This window comes from Chryseobacterium sp. HR92, assembly GCF_045689405.1.
Taxonomy (GTDB): Bacteria; Bacteroidota; Bacteroidia; order Flavobacteriales; family Weeksellaceae; genus Chryseobacterium; species Chryseobacterium viscerum_A.
Genome location: NZ_CP139139.1, coordinates 2112452 through 2127118, shown reverse-complemented (window position 1 = coordinate 2127118; position 14667 = coordinate 2112452). Strand labels below are relative to the sequence as shown.

At 35.8% G+C, this 14667-nt stretch carries 11 protein-coding genes; 5 read left to right on the top strand and 6 right to left on the bottom strand.

The features are described from left to right. Nucleotides 1-2 precede the first annotated feature (2 nt). From SFA27_RS09470 to SFA27_RS09460, 3 genes are all read right to left on the bottom strand, one after another. On the bottom strand, nt 3-2588 hold the full coding sequence (locus SFA27_RS09470; protein ID WP_407297902.1) for a DNA gyrase/topoisomerase IV subunit A: 2586 nt from the start codon (nt 2586-2588) through the stop codon (nt 3-5). Continuing rightward, nucleotides 2563-3072 (bottom strand): hypothetical protein, encoded by a 510-nt coding sequence (locus SFA27_RS09465; protein ID WP_047377464.1) that lies wholly within the window; start codon nt 3070-3072, stop codon nt 2563-2565. The genes SFA27_RS09470 and SFA27_RS09465 overlap by 26 nt, the downstream gene beginning before the upstream one ends. A 104-nt stretch (nt 3073-3176) precedes the next feature. Further along, nucleotides 3177-5063, bottom strand: coding sequence for a DNA topoisomerase IV subunit B (locus SFA27_RS09460; RefSeq protein WP_264517726.1), 1887 nt, complete (start codon nt 5061-5063; stop codon nt 3177-3179). Between the two features lie 140 nt (nt 5064-5203). Here SFA27_RS09460 and SFA27_RS09455 point away from each other — a divergent pair, with 140 nt between their 5' ends. From SFA27_RS09455 to SFA27_RS09445, 3 genes are all read left to right on the top strand, one after another. Then, nucleotides 5204-8140, top strand: a complete 2937-nt coding sequence (locus tag SFA27_RS09455; protein ID WP_407297899.1) for a histidine kinase — start codon at nt 5204-5206, stop codon at nt 8138-8140. Then, nucleotides 8109-8834: a LytR/AlgR family response regulator transcription factor gene (locus tag SFA27_RS09450; protein ID WP_407297897.1), complete on the top strand. Its 726-nt coding sequence runs from the start codon at nt 8109-8111 to the stop codon at nt 8832-8834. The genes SFA27_RS09455 and SFA27_RS09450 overlap by 32 nt, the downstream gene beginning before the upstream one ends. A 208-nt stretch (nt 8835-9042) precedes the next feature. After that, a complete protein-coding gene (locus SFA27_RS09445) occupies nt 9043-10266 on the top strand; it encodes a T9SS type A sorting domain-containing protein (RefSeq protein ID WP_407297895.1) in 1224 nt (407 codons plus the stop codon). 96 nt (nt 10267-10362) lie between these two features. Here SFA27_RS09445 and SFA27_RS09440 read toward each other — a convergent pair whose 3' ends face one another. Continuing rightward, a complete protein-coding gene (locus SFA27_RS09440) occupies nt 10363-10899 on the bottom strand; it encodes a DUF2867 domain-containing protein (RefSeq protein ID WP_407297893.1) in 537 nt (178 codons plus the stop codon). Between the two features lie 227 nt (nt 10900-11126). On the opposite strand from SFA27_RS09440, the gene SFA27_RS09435 reads away from it, so the two are divergent. Both SFA27_RS09435 and SFA27_RS09430 read left to right on the top strand, forming a co-directional pair. Then, nucleotides 11127-12278: a methionine aminotransferase gene (locus SFA27_RS09435; protein ID WP_407297891.1), complete on the top strand. Its 1152-nt coding sequence runs from the start codon at nt 11127-11129 to the stop codon at nt 12276-12278. Between the two features lie 101 nt (nt 12279-12379). Continuing rightward, nucleotides 12380-12556, top strand: coding sequence for a bacteriocin (locus tag SFA27_RS09430; protein ID WP_264517720.1), 177 nt, complete (start codon nt 12380-12382; stop codon nt 12554-12556). Nucleotides 12557-12631: 75 nt separating this feature from the next. Here the strand turns inward: SFA27_RS09430 and SFA27_RS09425 are convergent, their stop codons facing one another. Continuing rightward, the gene (locus tag SFA27_RS09425; protein WP_407297889.1) at nt 12632-13396 is read right to left on the bottom strand and encodes an SDR family NAD(P)-dependent oxidoreductase; all 765 of its coding nucleotides are present in this window, start codon (nt 13394-13396) and stop codon (nt 12632-12634) included. Nucleotides 13397-13485: 89 nt separating this feature from the next. After that, nucleotides 13486-14424 (bottom strand): helix-turn-helix domain-containing protein, encoded by a 939-nt coding sequence (locus SFA27_RS09420; RefSeq protein ID WP_407297887.1) that lies wholly within the window; start codon nt 14422-14424, stop codon nt 13486-13488. Nucleotides 14425-14667: the final 243 nt, after the last annotated feature.

Below are 14667 nucleotides of genomic sequence, written 5' to 3'. Positions count from 1 at the left end.
TTTTAATTTTCAGGTTCGTCACCTTGAAACAGATCCCCGATAACTCCTCCGTCTTCGTCTGCATCTCCTGTGGGTTCCGGCTCTTCATAGACTTCGGGTTCTTCTTCCACAGGTTCAGGAATGGTAATATTGATTGCTTTTACTTTAAACTTTGTAAACTGGTTTCCTATTGCCTTTATTCCTTTTACCGCAATAAATTCATCAATATTTATTGTTTCAGGTTCACGTTCTTTGCCTTTATCTTTCGCAAAAATAATTTCTGCCGTTACGTCATTGGCAACGATTACATTTTCAATGAATGATTTCGGGTGTTCAGAAGGCATGAAAGTCTGGAGATTTACCGTATTTTCCAGTAAGAATCTTTTGATGAAGTAAATATCTTTTTCTCCATCGTAATAAATACAGGTAATAGGCTGTGCAGGTCTCCATTTTTCCAGCACCAGATATTCATCATCAAAACGGTTTCCAAGATCAAAAGATACCAGCTTTACTTCGCCGTTTGTATTAATGGTCAGAATTTTATCATCTCCTTTGAAGCTTCCCAGTAATGTTCCTCTTGCATCTGCGTTCAGTCTTCTTACGGTATCATCAAACCAGATCTTTCTAGGCGCCAGGGTAGAAACTCCTTCTTCCTTCATATCCACTTTCTTAACCGCATATTTTGTTACCAGGTTTCCTTTGGAATCACGTCCTTTGATGGCAAGTTCGGAGAAATTGATCTCCATTTTGTTCTTTCTGATTCTTGGATTTGGTTTTAAAAGCACTGTTACTGTTTCTGCTTCACCATTAGGGTTTGCTGAAAAATAGAGTGTTTCCGAACCTTTTTTATCTGAAGCTAACGGATAATCTGTATTTCTTGTCACTCCGGTTACAGAGAAACGTTTCATATAATATGGTCCTTCTCTTCCCTCTCGGTAGATCATATTATACACTGTTCTTTTATCGTTTTTCTTCCATATGGCAACGTGCAGGATATCCTTTCCAACAAATGTTTTTGCCTCTACTTTTACCACTTTCATGCTTCCGTCTTTTCTGAAAATGATAATATCATCAATATCAGAGCAGTCAAACAGATACTGGTCTTTCTTCAGGGAAGTTCCGATAAAGCCTTCTTCAAAATTAGCATAGAACTTTTCATTAGCTACCGCTACTTTTGTAGCATCAATGGTATCAAAAATTCTAAGTTCTGTCTTTCTCTGTTTGTCTTTACCGTACTTTTTCTGAATATTTAAATAATAATCTATAGCATAAGCGATCAGGTTCGCCAGGTGGTATTTTACCTGTTCTATTTTACCTTCCAGCGATGCAATATTTTCTTTAAATTTATCTAAATCGAATCTTGAAATTCTCTTGATTCTGATTTCGGTCAGTTTTAAGATATCCTCTTCAGTAATGGCTCTTAAAAGATGTTTGGTATGAGGTTTTAATCCTGCATCAATGGTCTTTAATACATCTTCCCAGGTTTTTACCTCTTCGATATCGTGATAGATTCTGTTTTCAATAAAAATTCTTTCCAGTGAAGAGAAATGCCAGCTTTCCTGAAGTTCGTGAAGTTCAATTTCAAGTTCCTTCTTCAATAATGATACGGTATGGTCCGTATTCATTTTCAGAATATCGGAAACATTCATGAACATAGGTTTGTCACCTACAATCACACAGGCATTCGGAGAGATTGTCACCTGGCAGTCTGTGAATGCATACAGAGCATCAATGGTCTTATCCGGAGAAACATCATTATGAATATGAATCAGGATTTCTACTTTGTCTGAAGTATTATCCTCAATCTTTTTAATTTTGATCTTCCCTTTCTCATTGGCTTTTAATATAGAATCAATAAGATCGGTTGTGGTTTTCGAGTAAGGAAGTTCGGAAATCACCAATGTGTGCTTATCTGTTTGCGTAATTTTGGCTCTGGCCCTTACTTTTCCACCTCTGTGGCCGTCATTATATTCTGAAACATCCAGGTAACCGGCTGTTAAAAAGTCCGGATACAGCTCAAACCTCTTCCCTTTCAGATAAGCTACCGATGCATTGATAAGCTCATTGAAGTTATGCGGAAGTATTTTTGTAGAAAGTCCTACTCCAATACCTTCTACTCCCTGTGCTAGAAGCAAAGGAAACTTTACCGGCAGGTCGATAGGTTCATTATTTCTTCCATCGTAAGACTTGGTCCATTCTGTAGTTTTAGGATTAAAGACTACTTCCAGCGCAAAAGGAGTCAGTCTTGCTTCAATATACCTTGCCGCCGCTGCAGAGTCTCCTGTATAAATATTACCCCAGTTTCCCTGAGTATCTATCAGTAGCTCTTTCTGTCCTACCTGCACCATAGCATCCGTAATGGAAGCATCTCCGTGTGGGTGGTATTTCATGGTATTACCCACAATGTTAGCCACTTTATTGTAACGGCCATCTTCCAGTTCCCGCATAGAGTGCATAATTCTTCGCTGAACGGGTTTTAAACCGTCATACACCGAAGGGATAGCTCTGTCCAAAATTACATAGGAAGCATAATCCAGAAACCAGTCTTTATACAGACCGGAAACCTTCTTTAAACTTTCACCCTCATGCGAATATTCTTCTGTCGTCATCTGTTTTTTTGTCTTTTTTCTCTTTATTAGCTTTTACTACTTTATTCAGAGAGAGTTTTAAATCGTTTACTTCTTTTCTGTTCAAATAAGAGATCTGATATTTCAGTATCGTAGATCCGTTATTCTTACTTGAAACGGTGATGTATAATCTTTTGATAAATAAAATACTGACTACATCATATTTTATCAGCTTATATTTTGGAAATTCATCGTGAAGAGGCTTGTCTAAAAAAGGAATAATATTCCTGTTTTTAAAGTTCAGAGCTTCTCCGTCGCTGTCATATTCAAAAATCTGCCGTCCACAAATATAAAAGCTAATCAGCATCATAATAGGAACAATAATCAATAAATAACTTTCATCTTCCAGCGCATTAAATCTATATTTATTAGCTATAAATGCAATTATCCCAAGCACCATTATCATAAGAAGTAGGGTGCTTAAAAAGTTATAAACTGATGCTTTATTACGGTTACTTAGTCTCATTATTATTTTTTTGGCTGTGTAAGTTTTATAATTTCCTACTTCATCCAAAATTGTGTTTTTTTCAGTCTTAGTTAATAGTTTCTACAAATAGTTTTTTTAAGTTTCTAATTTTCTATTTCATTCAGAATTTCTTTTTTAGCAATATCAGTATCATCTTCCACAACAAGGTTTTCAAGAATGAAAGTTTGTCTGTCCGGAGTATTTTTTCCCATATAAAACTCCAGAAGCTGTTCAATGGTTTGGTCTTTCCCTAGTACCACAGGTTCCAATCTGATATCCTGACCTATAAAATGCTTGAATTCATCCGGAGAAATTTCTCCCAATCCTTTAAATCGTGTGATTTCAGGATTCTTTCCCAGATCATTCAATGCTTTTACTCTTTCGGCTTCTGAATAGCAGTATCTTGTTTCTTTCTTGTTTCTTACTCTGAATAAAGGAGTTTGAAGAATATAAAGGTGTCCGTTTTTAATCAGATCCGGGAAGAATTGCAGGAAGAAAGTAATCATCAGCAAACGAATGTGCATTCCATCAACATCGGCATCGGTAGCAATAATCACTTGGTTGTATCTCAGGTCTTCCAGACTTTCTTCAATATTTAAAGCAGCCTGAAGAAGGTTAAATTCTTCATTTTCATATACTACCTTCTTAGTAAGACCATAGCAGTTCAATGGTTTACCTTTCAGTGAGAATACTGCTTGTGTTTCCACATCTCTGGATTTTGTGATAGATCCTGATGCAGAATCTCCCTCGGTAATGAAGATCTGAGTATCTCCTTTTCTTTCGGCTTTCTGATCGTTATAATGCTGTCTGCAGTCACGAAGCTTTTTGTTGTGAAGAGAAACTTTTTTAGCTCTTTCTCTAGCCAGTTTCTGAATTCCGGAAAGTTCTTTTCTTTCTCTCTCGGAAATCAAAATTTTTCTTTGGATAGCTTCTGCAATTTCCGGGTTCTTGTGTAAGAAATTATCCAGTTTGCTTTTCAGGAAATCAATGATGAATGTTCTTACGGTAGGTCCGTTCGGTCCCATATCATTAGATCCTAATTTTGTTTTGGTCTGAGATTCAAAAACGGGTTCTTCTACGTTGATGGAAATCGCAGCAATGATAGACTTTCTGATATCAGAAGCTTCAAAGCTTTTATTAAAAAACTCACGGATTGTCTTCACATAAGCTTCACGAAATGCATTAAGGTGGGTCCCCCCCTGTGTTGTATTTTGTCCATTTACGAATGAAAAGTAGGTTTCCATCTGAGATTTGTCAGTATGGGTGATTGCCACTTCAATATCATCATCCTTCAAATGAACAATAGGATAAAGTGTCTCACTTTCCAGTTCTTCTTCAAGGAGATCTTTAAGACCGTTTTCAGAGAAATAGGTTTCTCCGTTGAAAAGAATTTTAAGCCCTGGATTCAGGTATGCATAATTCCGAAGCATTCTTTCGATATACTCTTTTCTGTATTTGAAATGCAGGAATATATCACCATCCGGAATGAAAGAAATTTCAGTACCATTTCTGTCAGAGGTCTCCTTTTCTTCAAAGTTCTCTTTGATAAGTCCCTGAGAGAATTCTGCAGCTTTCATTTTACCGTCACGGAAAGAACGTACTCTAAAATACTCAGAAAGTGCATTTACCGCTTTGGTACCGACCCCATTTAATCCTACAGATTTTTTGAACGCCTTACTGTCGTATTTACCTCCGGTATTCATTTTGGAAACAGCATCTACTACTTTCCCCAATGGAATTCCACGTCCAAAGTCACGAACTGTAACTTTTCCGTCATCTACTTTTATTTCGATTCTTTTACCTGATCTCATCCTGAACTCATCAATGGAGTTATCCAGGATTTCTTTAAGCAGAATATAAATACCGTCATCAGCGGAAGACCCGTCACCAAGCTTCCCGATGTACATGCCGGGACGCAGACGGATATGTTCCTGCCAATCGAGGGTTCTGATATTATCTTCTGAATAGGTTGGATTTATTTCTTGTGACATATATGATTTCAGCAAACATACAAAAGTACAAAATTGTATAAAATTATCCGAATTTTTCAGTTTGTTTTTTAAAGATTTTCCCAAAAAAATTGCAGTATTATCAATCAAATTATATAATTTTCACAATTATTCTACTAAATGTGAAAAAAATTACAATCTATTATTTATTTTTCTTCATTTTACTGGCTGTTTCATTATGTAATGCTCAAATTCCAGGAATGGTACATTATCATGAAGGAGACGGGCTAAACAGCTCTTATACTTACGGATTGAATCAGGATGAAGACGGGTTCATCTATATAGGAAGTGACAATGGTTTTTTCAGGTTTGACGGAACAGAATTTAAGCAGTTCGGAAGTAAGAACGGATTAAAAAACATTGAAATCCTGAATTGTTTTCCAATTCCCGGCAACAGAATGTTTATTATTTCTTTCCTGAATGATTTCGCCTATCTGAAGAAAGGCAGAATCATCAATTCAGATCTCAACCCGGAGTTAAAAAAAATAAAATTTACTTATACCACAAACATTCATACCAAAGGGAATACAGTTTACCTGTATGAAGGAAACAATCCCCAAAACATCTTTGTTTACAAAAACGAAAAAATCACAACAATCCCTATTTCTCTCAATCAGACTGCTTCGGATTCTTATTTTGCTTTCGGATTGGATATGACAAACGGACTTCTTTACATTTCTGACAGATATAAAAAAAAGAATATGGAAGTCTACAATGTTTTTACCGGAAAAAAAACAGTCTGTAATATTTCGATCGAAACCAATACAACGGTAGCAAGGAAGGGAGATTTTTTTATTTTTAAAAATGGAAGAAAGGTTGATCTATATAAACTCTATCATCAGTCCTATTTCAAAAAAATTGCTTCCTATACGGCTCACGAGAATATACACCGTCTGGCTATTGATAAAAATTCCAGGATCTGGGCATGCTTCGAAAATGGTGGCGTACTTTACTTCAAAAACCCTTTCATGGAAACAAAGGGCTTATCAGATCCTATCAGATTGATGGATGGCTACATCATCCATGATGTACTGACAGATAGAGACAACAATCTTTGGTTTTCTACCAGAAACAATGGTCTCTTCTTTATTTCGGATCTGTTTTTCAGAAATTATATTCATTTTCCTGTAAAGAACAGCTTATCCCATATTACTGCTATTACTAAAAACGGAAGCAGAATCTATCTCGGCTATAATGAAGCCAAGGGTGGTATTTATCATAACGGAATCATCACTGATCTCCATTTGGGAGGAAATTCAAAACTGGAAAACAAAGCTATTTTCTCTGATGGAAATACAACCATCTTCGGACTTTCCAGAGATCCGGTCCAATATAATACTAAAACGGGTGAAAAGCGTGTTCTACAAGGAAAGGTTATTAAAAATATGGTACCTTATACCTCAGGATCTGTACTTTTCTGTACGTTAGAAGGCCTTGTTGCTTACAATCATCATACAGGATCCTACAAAAAGCTGATGATGGGAGACCGTATTTATACAGCATTACCCTACACCAAAGACAGCATCTTTGCCGGAACATTTAAAGATCTCTATAAGCTGAATACTGCTACAAAAAAGAAAAAGCTGTTTCTGGAAGGGTATTATTTTACAGATATTAAAAAACTTAGTAATAACCTTTATGCAGGTGCTACCAATCTTAACGGAGTCATCTTGTTTAATAATTCCGGGGTGATCAAAAAAATCACAGAAAGCAATGGACTTCCAACAAGACAGATCAAAAAAATAGAAATAGAAAATGAAAAAATTTTCTGGGTAAGTACCAATTATGGTCTTAGCAGAATAGAGTTTAAAGATAAAAAATTTAAAATCAATAATTTCACCCATACAGACGGCCTCCCCTCCAATGTTGTTGCCGGATGTGTTATTTCCGGAGATACCGTTTATGCAGGTACATCAAAAGGGCTGGGTATTCTTTCCATCAAAAGCCTGCTGAGCCAGCAGAAGTCTGTTCATAAAAAAGTAATCATTAATTCTGTAAAGATTGGAAATAACCATTTTTTTGATCTTGACAAACCATTGGCAGGCAAGACTCCGGATAACAGCCTGACCTTCAATGTAAGTTTTCCTGATTTTGCTTCACAGGGGAAAATCAGTTATCGATATAAAGTTGAAGGACTAAGTGAAGACTGGCAGACCGGCAGTTCCCCGAATATTACTTTCAATTCTATTCCTCCGGGAGATTATACTTTTAAAATTTTCGGATTGGGTTATAACGGAAGAAAGTCGTATGTCTCTACCGACCTGCATTTTGAGATTAAACCTGCATTCTGGCAAACGTGGTGGTTTAAACTGCTTCTTGTCTTCATTGGAGCTGCTGTATTATCTATGCTAATTACACTTTATTTTCAGAAAAAGAGAAATAAAAAACTGGAGACTTTATATTACGAAAAGAAAATTGCAGAACTGGAGCTTCAGGCCATTAAAGCACAGATTAACCCTCATTTCATTTATAACTGTCTCAATTCTATTCATTTTTTACTTTATAAAAAAGATTATAATGAAGCAGAGAACTATCTTAATACCTTTTCTGTAATGATCAGGAAAACGCTTCATTATTCCGAAAAAACCTTTATGCCCATAAAAGAAGAAGCAGAATATCTGTCCTTATATCTGAATATGGAAAAACTGCGTCTGAAAGATCTTTTCGATTATAAAATTACTGTTTCTGAAAATGTAAATGAAAGCTGGACCGTTCCTTCACTCCTCATACAGCCTTTTGTAGAGAATGCCATAAAACACGGTGTAGCGAACCTTCAGGACAGAAAAGGAAACATTGAAGTATTGTTTCGATATACAGGAACCGCTCTCTGTGTAATTATTGAAGACAATGGTACAGGTATTGGAAAAAAGCGCCATGCCAGTGCAAATTCTTTTGGAGTAAAATTATCTGAAAAGAGAATTGAAACATTCAGACAGCTTTTTGCTACTAATATCATATTAGAAATAACCGATCTTCAGGAGAAAGAAAAAAGACCGGGAACTCAAATCACACTTTATATTACACCTTATGAAAACCAAAATACAGGCATGCATCATTGATGACGAGCAGGATGGAAGAGATTATATCTCCCTGCTGCTGGAGAATGAATTCCCAGAAATAGAGAACACCCACCAGGCAGCCAGTGTAGAGGAAGCTTATATTTATCTTTCTAAAAATACACCTGACATTCTTTTTCTGGATGTTCAGCTGAAAGATGGAACTGCATTTGATCTTCTTTCAAAATTCAGAGAAGTTGATTCCAAGATTATTTTTATTACAGCGTTTGAAAATTTTGCAATTCAGGCCATTAAAAACGGAGCTGCCGATTACCTTCTGAAGCCAATCAAAAAAATGGAATTTATCATCGCCGTGAATAAAGTTCTGGAAAGCATCAGAAAAAGTAAAAGTACAGTAAGTCTTCAAAATAATAAGATCAGCCTTCCGACCCTGCAGGGGTTTAAACTCACAGATATCAGTGAAATCATCCGCTGTGAGGCAGATTCCAGCTATACTACATTTTATTTCACAGATAAAACCAAGATTATTGTTTCCAAAACACTCCACGAATTTGAGGAACAGCTTTCAAAATATAGTTTTTTCAGGATCCATCATAAGCACCTGATCAACTTGTCTCATCTTAAAGAATATATCAAAGGAAAAGGTGGCCAGGTAGTAATGGCTGACCATTCTGTGCTGGATGTTTCTGTCCGCAAAAAAAATGATTTCCTTCACCGGATAGGATATCTGGATTAAAGAATGACTGCCACCCAATGGGAAACCAAAATCATCATCTAACTACAATTAAAAGCAACTTACTGACACTTATTAAGATAACAAATACACTTATCAACCCGTATTACCGAATGCTTTAATATCATAATACCTTTATCAGAAGTCAATACACAAAATTTAACACTAAAGTTTTTTGTTGATTTTTGATCTATAAAATCAATACTGTATTATGATAAAAGCATACATTTTTACCATCTGCATTTTTCTGGGTGGTCTGCTTTTCAAAGCACAAGCACCCTGCTCAGACTTTAATTCGCCTACCTTTCCGGCTGGAAACTGGGTTCACGCTCCTTATCCTAATGGCAATGTAACCATTTCAAGCGGCACACCCAACACTCTGGATGGTTCTCAGTTTCTAAAACTAATTGATGATTCCGGAGGTTCACGGCTCATCAATACAATAGATTTTAAAAATCTGGGGCAACGGTTTCCGGGACAATGCTTATTTTTTGATTTCTATCTTGAAAATGACGGAACATTTAATGGGTCTCCACCCATACATCCATCCATTCACATCATGTCCGGCAGCAAGATAATCACGTTTGTTGCCAATATCACCGTAACTGAAGGAAGCGGATGGGTGCGGGTGCGCGCTCCTATTGCCAACTGTAGCGGCTCTGTTCTCCCCTCCAATTCTGAAGGAACGTGGACTATGGATCCCAGCAGTGGTACAACCTGTACAGATTTCGACAACATCATCAATAATTCAACTGCTGTAATGATAACTCCTGATTATACATCAAATCCATCTGAAATAGTATGGTATGACAACATCTGTGTAAAACCATGTGCTGACTGTGACCCGAATTTCAAACTGGAAACCTCATTCAGCTCTACAAGCAATACTGCAACAGCTAAAGTACTTTTAGACAGTTATAATCCTCCCAACAACTACTCTGTAAACTGGGGAGATGGAACACCACTTACCGATCACATGACTTCACACACTTATAATACCCCCGGTTCATACACAGTATGTGTAATTCAATCCGACAGTAAAGGTTTAAAAAAATGTAGTACCTGCATTACATTTTGCTATTCAAGAAAAGTCATTTTAAAAGAAACTGACAACACGGGTCTCCGCAGTGAACGTCCTGATCTGGAAGCCATTTCAAAAGAGGAACTTCAGACGAGCAGAAAAAGAGATATTTCTCTGGTTCCGAATCCTGCCAAAAACTATGTGGATATACAAACATCACTTTCAAAGAAGGAAAAAGCCGATGTGAAAATTATTGACAGCTCAGGAAAAACAGTATTCGAAAAATCTGAAAATCTCAATAGTGGACGCCAAAGCATCAGATTGAATATTGAGAAGCTTATTCAGGGAACTTATATTGTTGAACTCACAGCTGAAGGAAAAACCGGTTCACAAAAACTAATGATCTCCCAATAAATAATCAAGAAAACAATAACCATAATGCAGTTTCAAAAGTTGGACAATCTTTGAGACTGCATTTTTCATATCCAATTAATAATGAAGGGTAAATATTTATCTTTTTTCTAATTGTCCGATCATATTTTTCAACATAACAGGCACAATCAACTTATGAAAAGGGCGAACAGGAAGAAAATATAATACACCCAGCCAATTATGAAACTTTACTGTAGTTGATATAGTAATGGATTTTTCGTCAAGATATTCTTTATTTTCACCAAACAAAAGGGAAACTCTGAAATCCAGATGTTTATCATCTTCCCCAATAATAATTTCATTATCTGTTTTATCAAACACCCTAAAAATACCCATACGCTCTCCCACTTCACATTTAAAGTCCTTTTCCATCTGATGCTTTTCTGTTTCAGATCCGGTCTTCAGCCCCAATACCCCTACTACTTTATTTCTGAAAGCAAACATTTTCTTTCCCCATTTCGGTCCGCTTGTAAAGAAAGCTTTTCCGATTTCTGAAATATCAATATTCCGGCTGCTATGTGACAATTCTCCTTTAAAACTATCAATATAATCAAAATCTTTTTTTCCCTGGGATAAAACTGATTTTTCAGGAAACTCTGTCTTCTTAATCTTCATTGTCATTGTTTTTAATAGTTGTGTGTTTAACAAATGTAGGTATCTTTCTGTACATTAAAAAGGAGAAAACCAAACATATGTTTAAAATCATATTTATTCAAAAATTTATCATTTAAACTATTAAATATCTCAAAATCAGCCTTAAACCTATCTCTATTTAATTTTTATTTTTATAAGTTGAGTCTGTTTTAAATATTTCATTAAATTCGATGAACAAAACTGTTTTTATGATACAACTTCCTTTATCAAAACTTTCCAATGTAGGAACTACTATTTTCAGTCAGATGACTCAACTTGCCAACGAAAATGAAGCGATCAATCTTTCTCAGGGATTTCCGGATTTCATGCCTGATCCGGAATTATTAAATCATGTAGATCACTTTATTAAAAAAGGCTTTAATCAGTACGCTCCTCTGGGAGGAATGATTGGTCTGAAGGAAGAAATTGCCAGAAAAATTGAGAACAGCCACCAAACAATTTATCATCCAGACTCTGAAATAACAATTACAGCAGGTGGAACGCAGGCTATTTTCACAGCTATTGCCGCTTTTATCAAGAAAGATGATGAAGTAATTATTTTTGAGCCGGCCTATGATTGTTATGAACCTACCGTAGAGCTTTTTGGTGGTATTGTAAAACGTTTTGAAATGAAAGCTCCGGATTATAAAATCGACTGGACTGCTGTAAAAAATCTTGTCAGCAACAAAACAAGAATGATTATTCTCAATAATCCAAACAACCCATCCGGAAAAATACTTACAGAAAATGATATACAAGAACTTATTCAACTGGTAAAAGGAACTTCCATTCTTATTTTAAGTGATGAAGTGTATGAAAATATTGTTTTTGACGGAAAACAGCATGTAAGCATCTGTAAATATCCGGAGTTGAAAGAAAGGAGTCTTCTTATTGCTTCTTTCGGGAAGCTTTTTCACGTTACCGGCTGGAAAGTAGGTTACTGTGCAGCTCCCAAAATCTTAACGGATGAATTCAGAAAAGTGCACCAGTTCAACGTTTTCTGTGTGAATACTCCTATTCAGCTTGCACTGGCAGAATACATGAAAAACGATGAACATTACACCCATCTGAGTCAGTTTTTCCAGGAAAAAAGAGACTTTCTAAGAAAAGGTCTTACAGGAACATCTTTTGAACTGTTAGATTGCGAGGGAACCTATTTTCAGGCAGTGAAGTATGATAAGATTTCGGATAAAAATGATTTTGATTTTGCATCTGAGCTTACGATCAATCATAAGGTGGCCAGTGTTCCTTTTTCTTCGTTTTATAAAAATAAGCTGAATGAGAATGTGATCAGGCTATGTTTTGCCAAGAAACAGGAAACATTGGAAAGAGCTATTGAGAATTTATCAAGGATATCGTAATACTTTTTTGTGCTTTTGTTAGGAAAGGCTAAAAACAGATGGCTTATTGTTATTGATTTTCATATATTTATAAAATAACTAATCCATTAAATATCAAAATCATGAAAAAAGGAATCATCTCACAAGGAAAAAAATTAAACAAAGAAGAATTAAGTAGAATCAGTGGAGGTCTAGGCAATATAAGATGTACCAATTCTTCAGGATATTGCATATACATTGGACCCGGATGCAGAGAGCTCAAATGCCAGCTGCCTGAACCTCTTGAAGCCATTGAGTAATAAAAACAGCAAAATAATAACCCGGCCGGCTCAAAATGAGCCGGCCGGGTTATTTTAATGAAATCTCACAAAATGTTATAAAAACATTCCTCCAGAAACTTCAATTCTTTGTGCATTGATCCATCTTGCATCTTCCGTACACAAAAATGCCACTACGCCACCAATATCATCAGGAAGCCCTACTCTTCCTAAAGCTGTTGCACCTGCTATTGCAGTATTAATATCTTCATTATCTCTTACTCTTCCTCCGCCGAAATCTGTCTCAATAGCTCCCGGAGCCACTACATTGGCTTTGATTTTCCTTGATCCTAATTCTTTGGCCATATATTTTGTGAGCATTTCCACCCCTGCTTTTATAGATCCATAAACAGAAGATCCCGGTGTTGCAAATCTTGCCAATCCTGAAGATATATTGATAATTCCTCCCCCATCATTGATAAATGGCAAAAATTTCTGAGTCAGGAAAAACACTCCTTTGAAATGGATATCTACCACATCATCAAGCTGTTCTTCAGTCACTTCCGTAATGGGTGAATATAAAGCCGTTCCTGCATTATTAATCAGGTAATCAATATGAGTGCTACCTGTATTTTCCTTTAAGTGATCTGTAACGCTTTTTACAAAAGCATCAAAGCTTGTAATGTCTTTTGTATCCAGTTGGAAAGCCACCGCATTCTGTCCTAGTGCTTTAATTTCATTCACAACAGCTTCGGCTTCTTCTTTATTGCTTCTGTAGGTAATGATAACATCTAATCCCTTTTTAGCAATTTTTAGTGCTGAGTTCTTTCCCAATCCACGGTTACCTCCGGTTACCAATGCGATATTTGTTTTTGTGTTCATTGTATTTTGATTATTTTGATGGTACAAAGTTGAGACATTTTCAGACCGAAGTATTTGCTTGAATCAATCTGAAATTTGCAAAATTCAAATCAGGAGCGAAATTCCAATGGAGTAAAAGAAGTTTTCCTTTTAAAAAAATTAGAAAAATGGGCAATTTCTTCAAAACCCAGAACATAAGAGATTTCTGATACATTCCATCTGGTCTGCTTTAAGAGTATTTTCGCTTCCTGAATAATACGGTCCGAAATAAACTCTGTAGTTGTTTTCCCGGTACTTTCTTTTAATCTTTTATTTAAATAATTGACATGAACCGCCAATCTGTCCGCATAATCTTTCGCAGTCTTCAGCTGCAGTCTCTGATCCCAGGATTCAATAGGAAATTGTCTTTCCAACAGCTCTATAAATAGAGAAACCACTCTCATAGAAGCATCATTTGATGCGAAAATTTTGGTAGCAGGCTGTAGCTTCTGCCCATAATGAATGAGTTCAAGAACATAGTTTCTGATCAGGTCATATTTAAAAACATAATCCGAATCTATTTCTGTTTTTATTTTTTTAAAAAGGTTTTCTATTTCTTCTGCAAGTTCATCATCAATTTCAAATATAGGTACTCCTCCAGGCTGAAAAATAGGGAGATCTTCAAGGTTATAATAGGATTTATCTTTAATCAAAAAGTCTTCTGTAAATACACAGAAACTTCCTGACTGATCGGGATCTTCGGGCACCCAATGATAGGGAACTTTTGGAGTTGCAAATAATAAAGCATTCTGTTTAATCGAGATTACTTTGTCAGCATATTCTGCCCTGTTTTGTCCTCTTATAAAGCTTATCTTATAGTATTTCCTTCTGTTATAGGGCATTTCGGAAGTCGTCTTTGCTCTTTCTAGTGTCTGGGCAATATCAAAAACATTAAAGTGTCCGATATCTTTATGAAGTCCTTTTGGAAAAATACTTTCGAGATCTTTACCTAATTTGGCAGCCATCTCTTTGTAAAAATCTTCCAGTGAAGTATGTGTTATTTTTTCCATCGCAAATGATTTGTAAAATTCAAATATACGAACTTACCAAGCAACTTGTTTTTAAATGATTACAGGCTGCACGTCAGAGCTTCAAACTTCTGATATCCGGTAAGATAAATTGAAAAATTAATATACTATTAATTCATTGAAACTTCAACAGATTGGTTCATTTAATTTAAAATCCGGGAGTAGTATTATGAAATTTTATTTTTTAAAAAAACTTTATTTTTTCTAAATATAGTGATATAATCC

What these genes read in the sequence shown, in the direction of transcription:
- SFA27_RS09470 (WP_407297902.1), bottom strand. Translation starts at nt 2,588, where the DNA reads ATGACGACAGAAGAATATTCGCATGAGGGTGAAAGTTTAAAGAAGGTT.
- SFA27_RS09465 (WP_047377464.1), bottom strand. Translation starts at nt 3,072, where the DNA reads ATGAGACTAAGTAACCGTAATAAAGCATCAGTTTATAACTTTTTAAGC.
- SFA27_RS09460 (WP_264517726.1), bottom strand. Translation starts at nt 5,063, where the DNA reads ATGTCACAAGAAATAAATCCAACCTATTCAGAAGATAATATCAGAACC.
- SFA27_RS09450 (WP_407297897.1), top strand. Translation starts at nt 8,109, where the DNA reads ATGAAAACCAAAATACAGGCATGCATCATTGATGACGAGCAGGATGGA.
- SFA27_RS09445 (WP_407297895.1), top strand. Translation starts at nt 9,043, where the DNA reads ATGATAAAAGCATACATTTTTACCATCTGCATTTTTCTGGGTGGTCTG.
- SFA27_RS09440 (WP_407297893.1), bottom strand. Translation starts at nt 10,899, where the DNA reads ATGAAGATTAAGAAGACAGAGTTTCCTGAAAAATCAGTTTTATCCCAG.
- SFA27_RS09435 (WP_407297891.1), top strand. Translation starts at nt 11,127, where the DNA reads ATGATACAACTTCCTTTATCAAAACTTTCCAATGTAGGAACTACTATT.
- SFA27_RS09430 (WP_264517720.1), top strand. Translation starts at nt 12,380, where the DNA reads ATGAAAAAAGGAATCATCTCACAAGGAAAAAAATTAAACAAAGAAGAA.
- SFA27_RS09425 (WP_407297889.1), bottom strand. Translation starts at nt 13,396, where the DNA reads ATGAACACAAAAACAAATATCGCATTGGTAACCGGAGGTAACCGTGGA.
- SFA27_RS09420 (WP_407297887.1), bottom strand. Translation starts at nt 14,424, where the DNA reads ATGGAAAAAATAACACATACTTCACTGGAAGATTTTTACAAAGAGATG.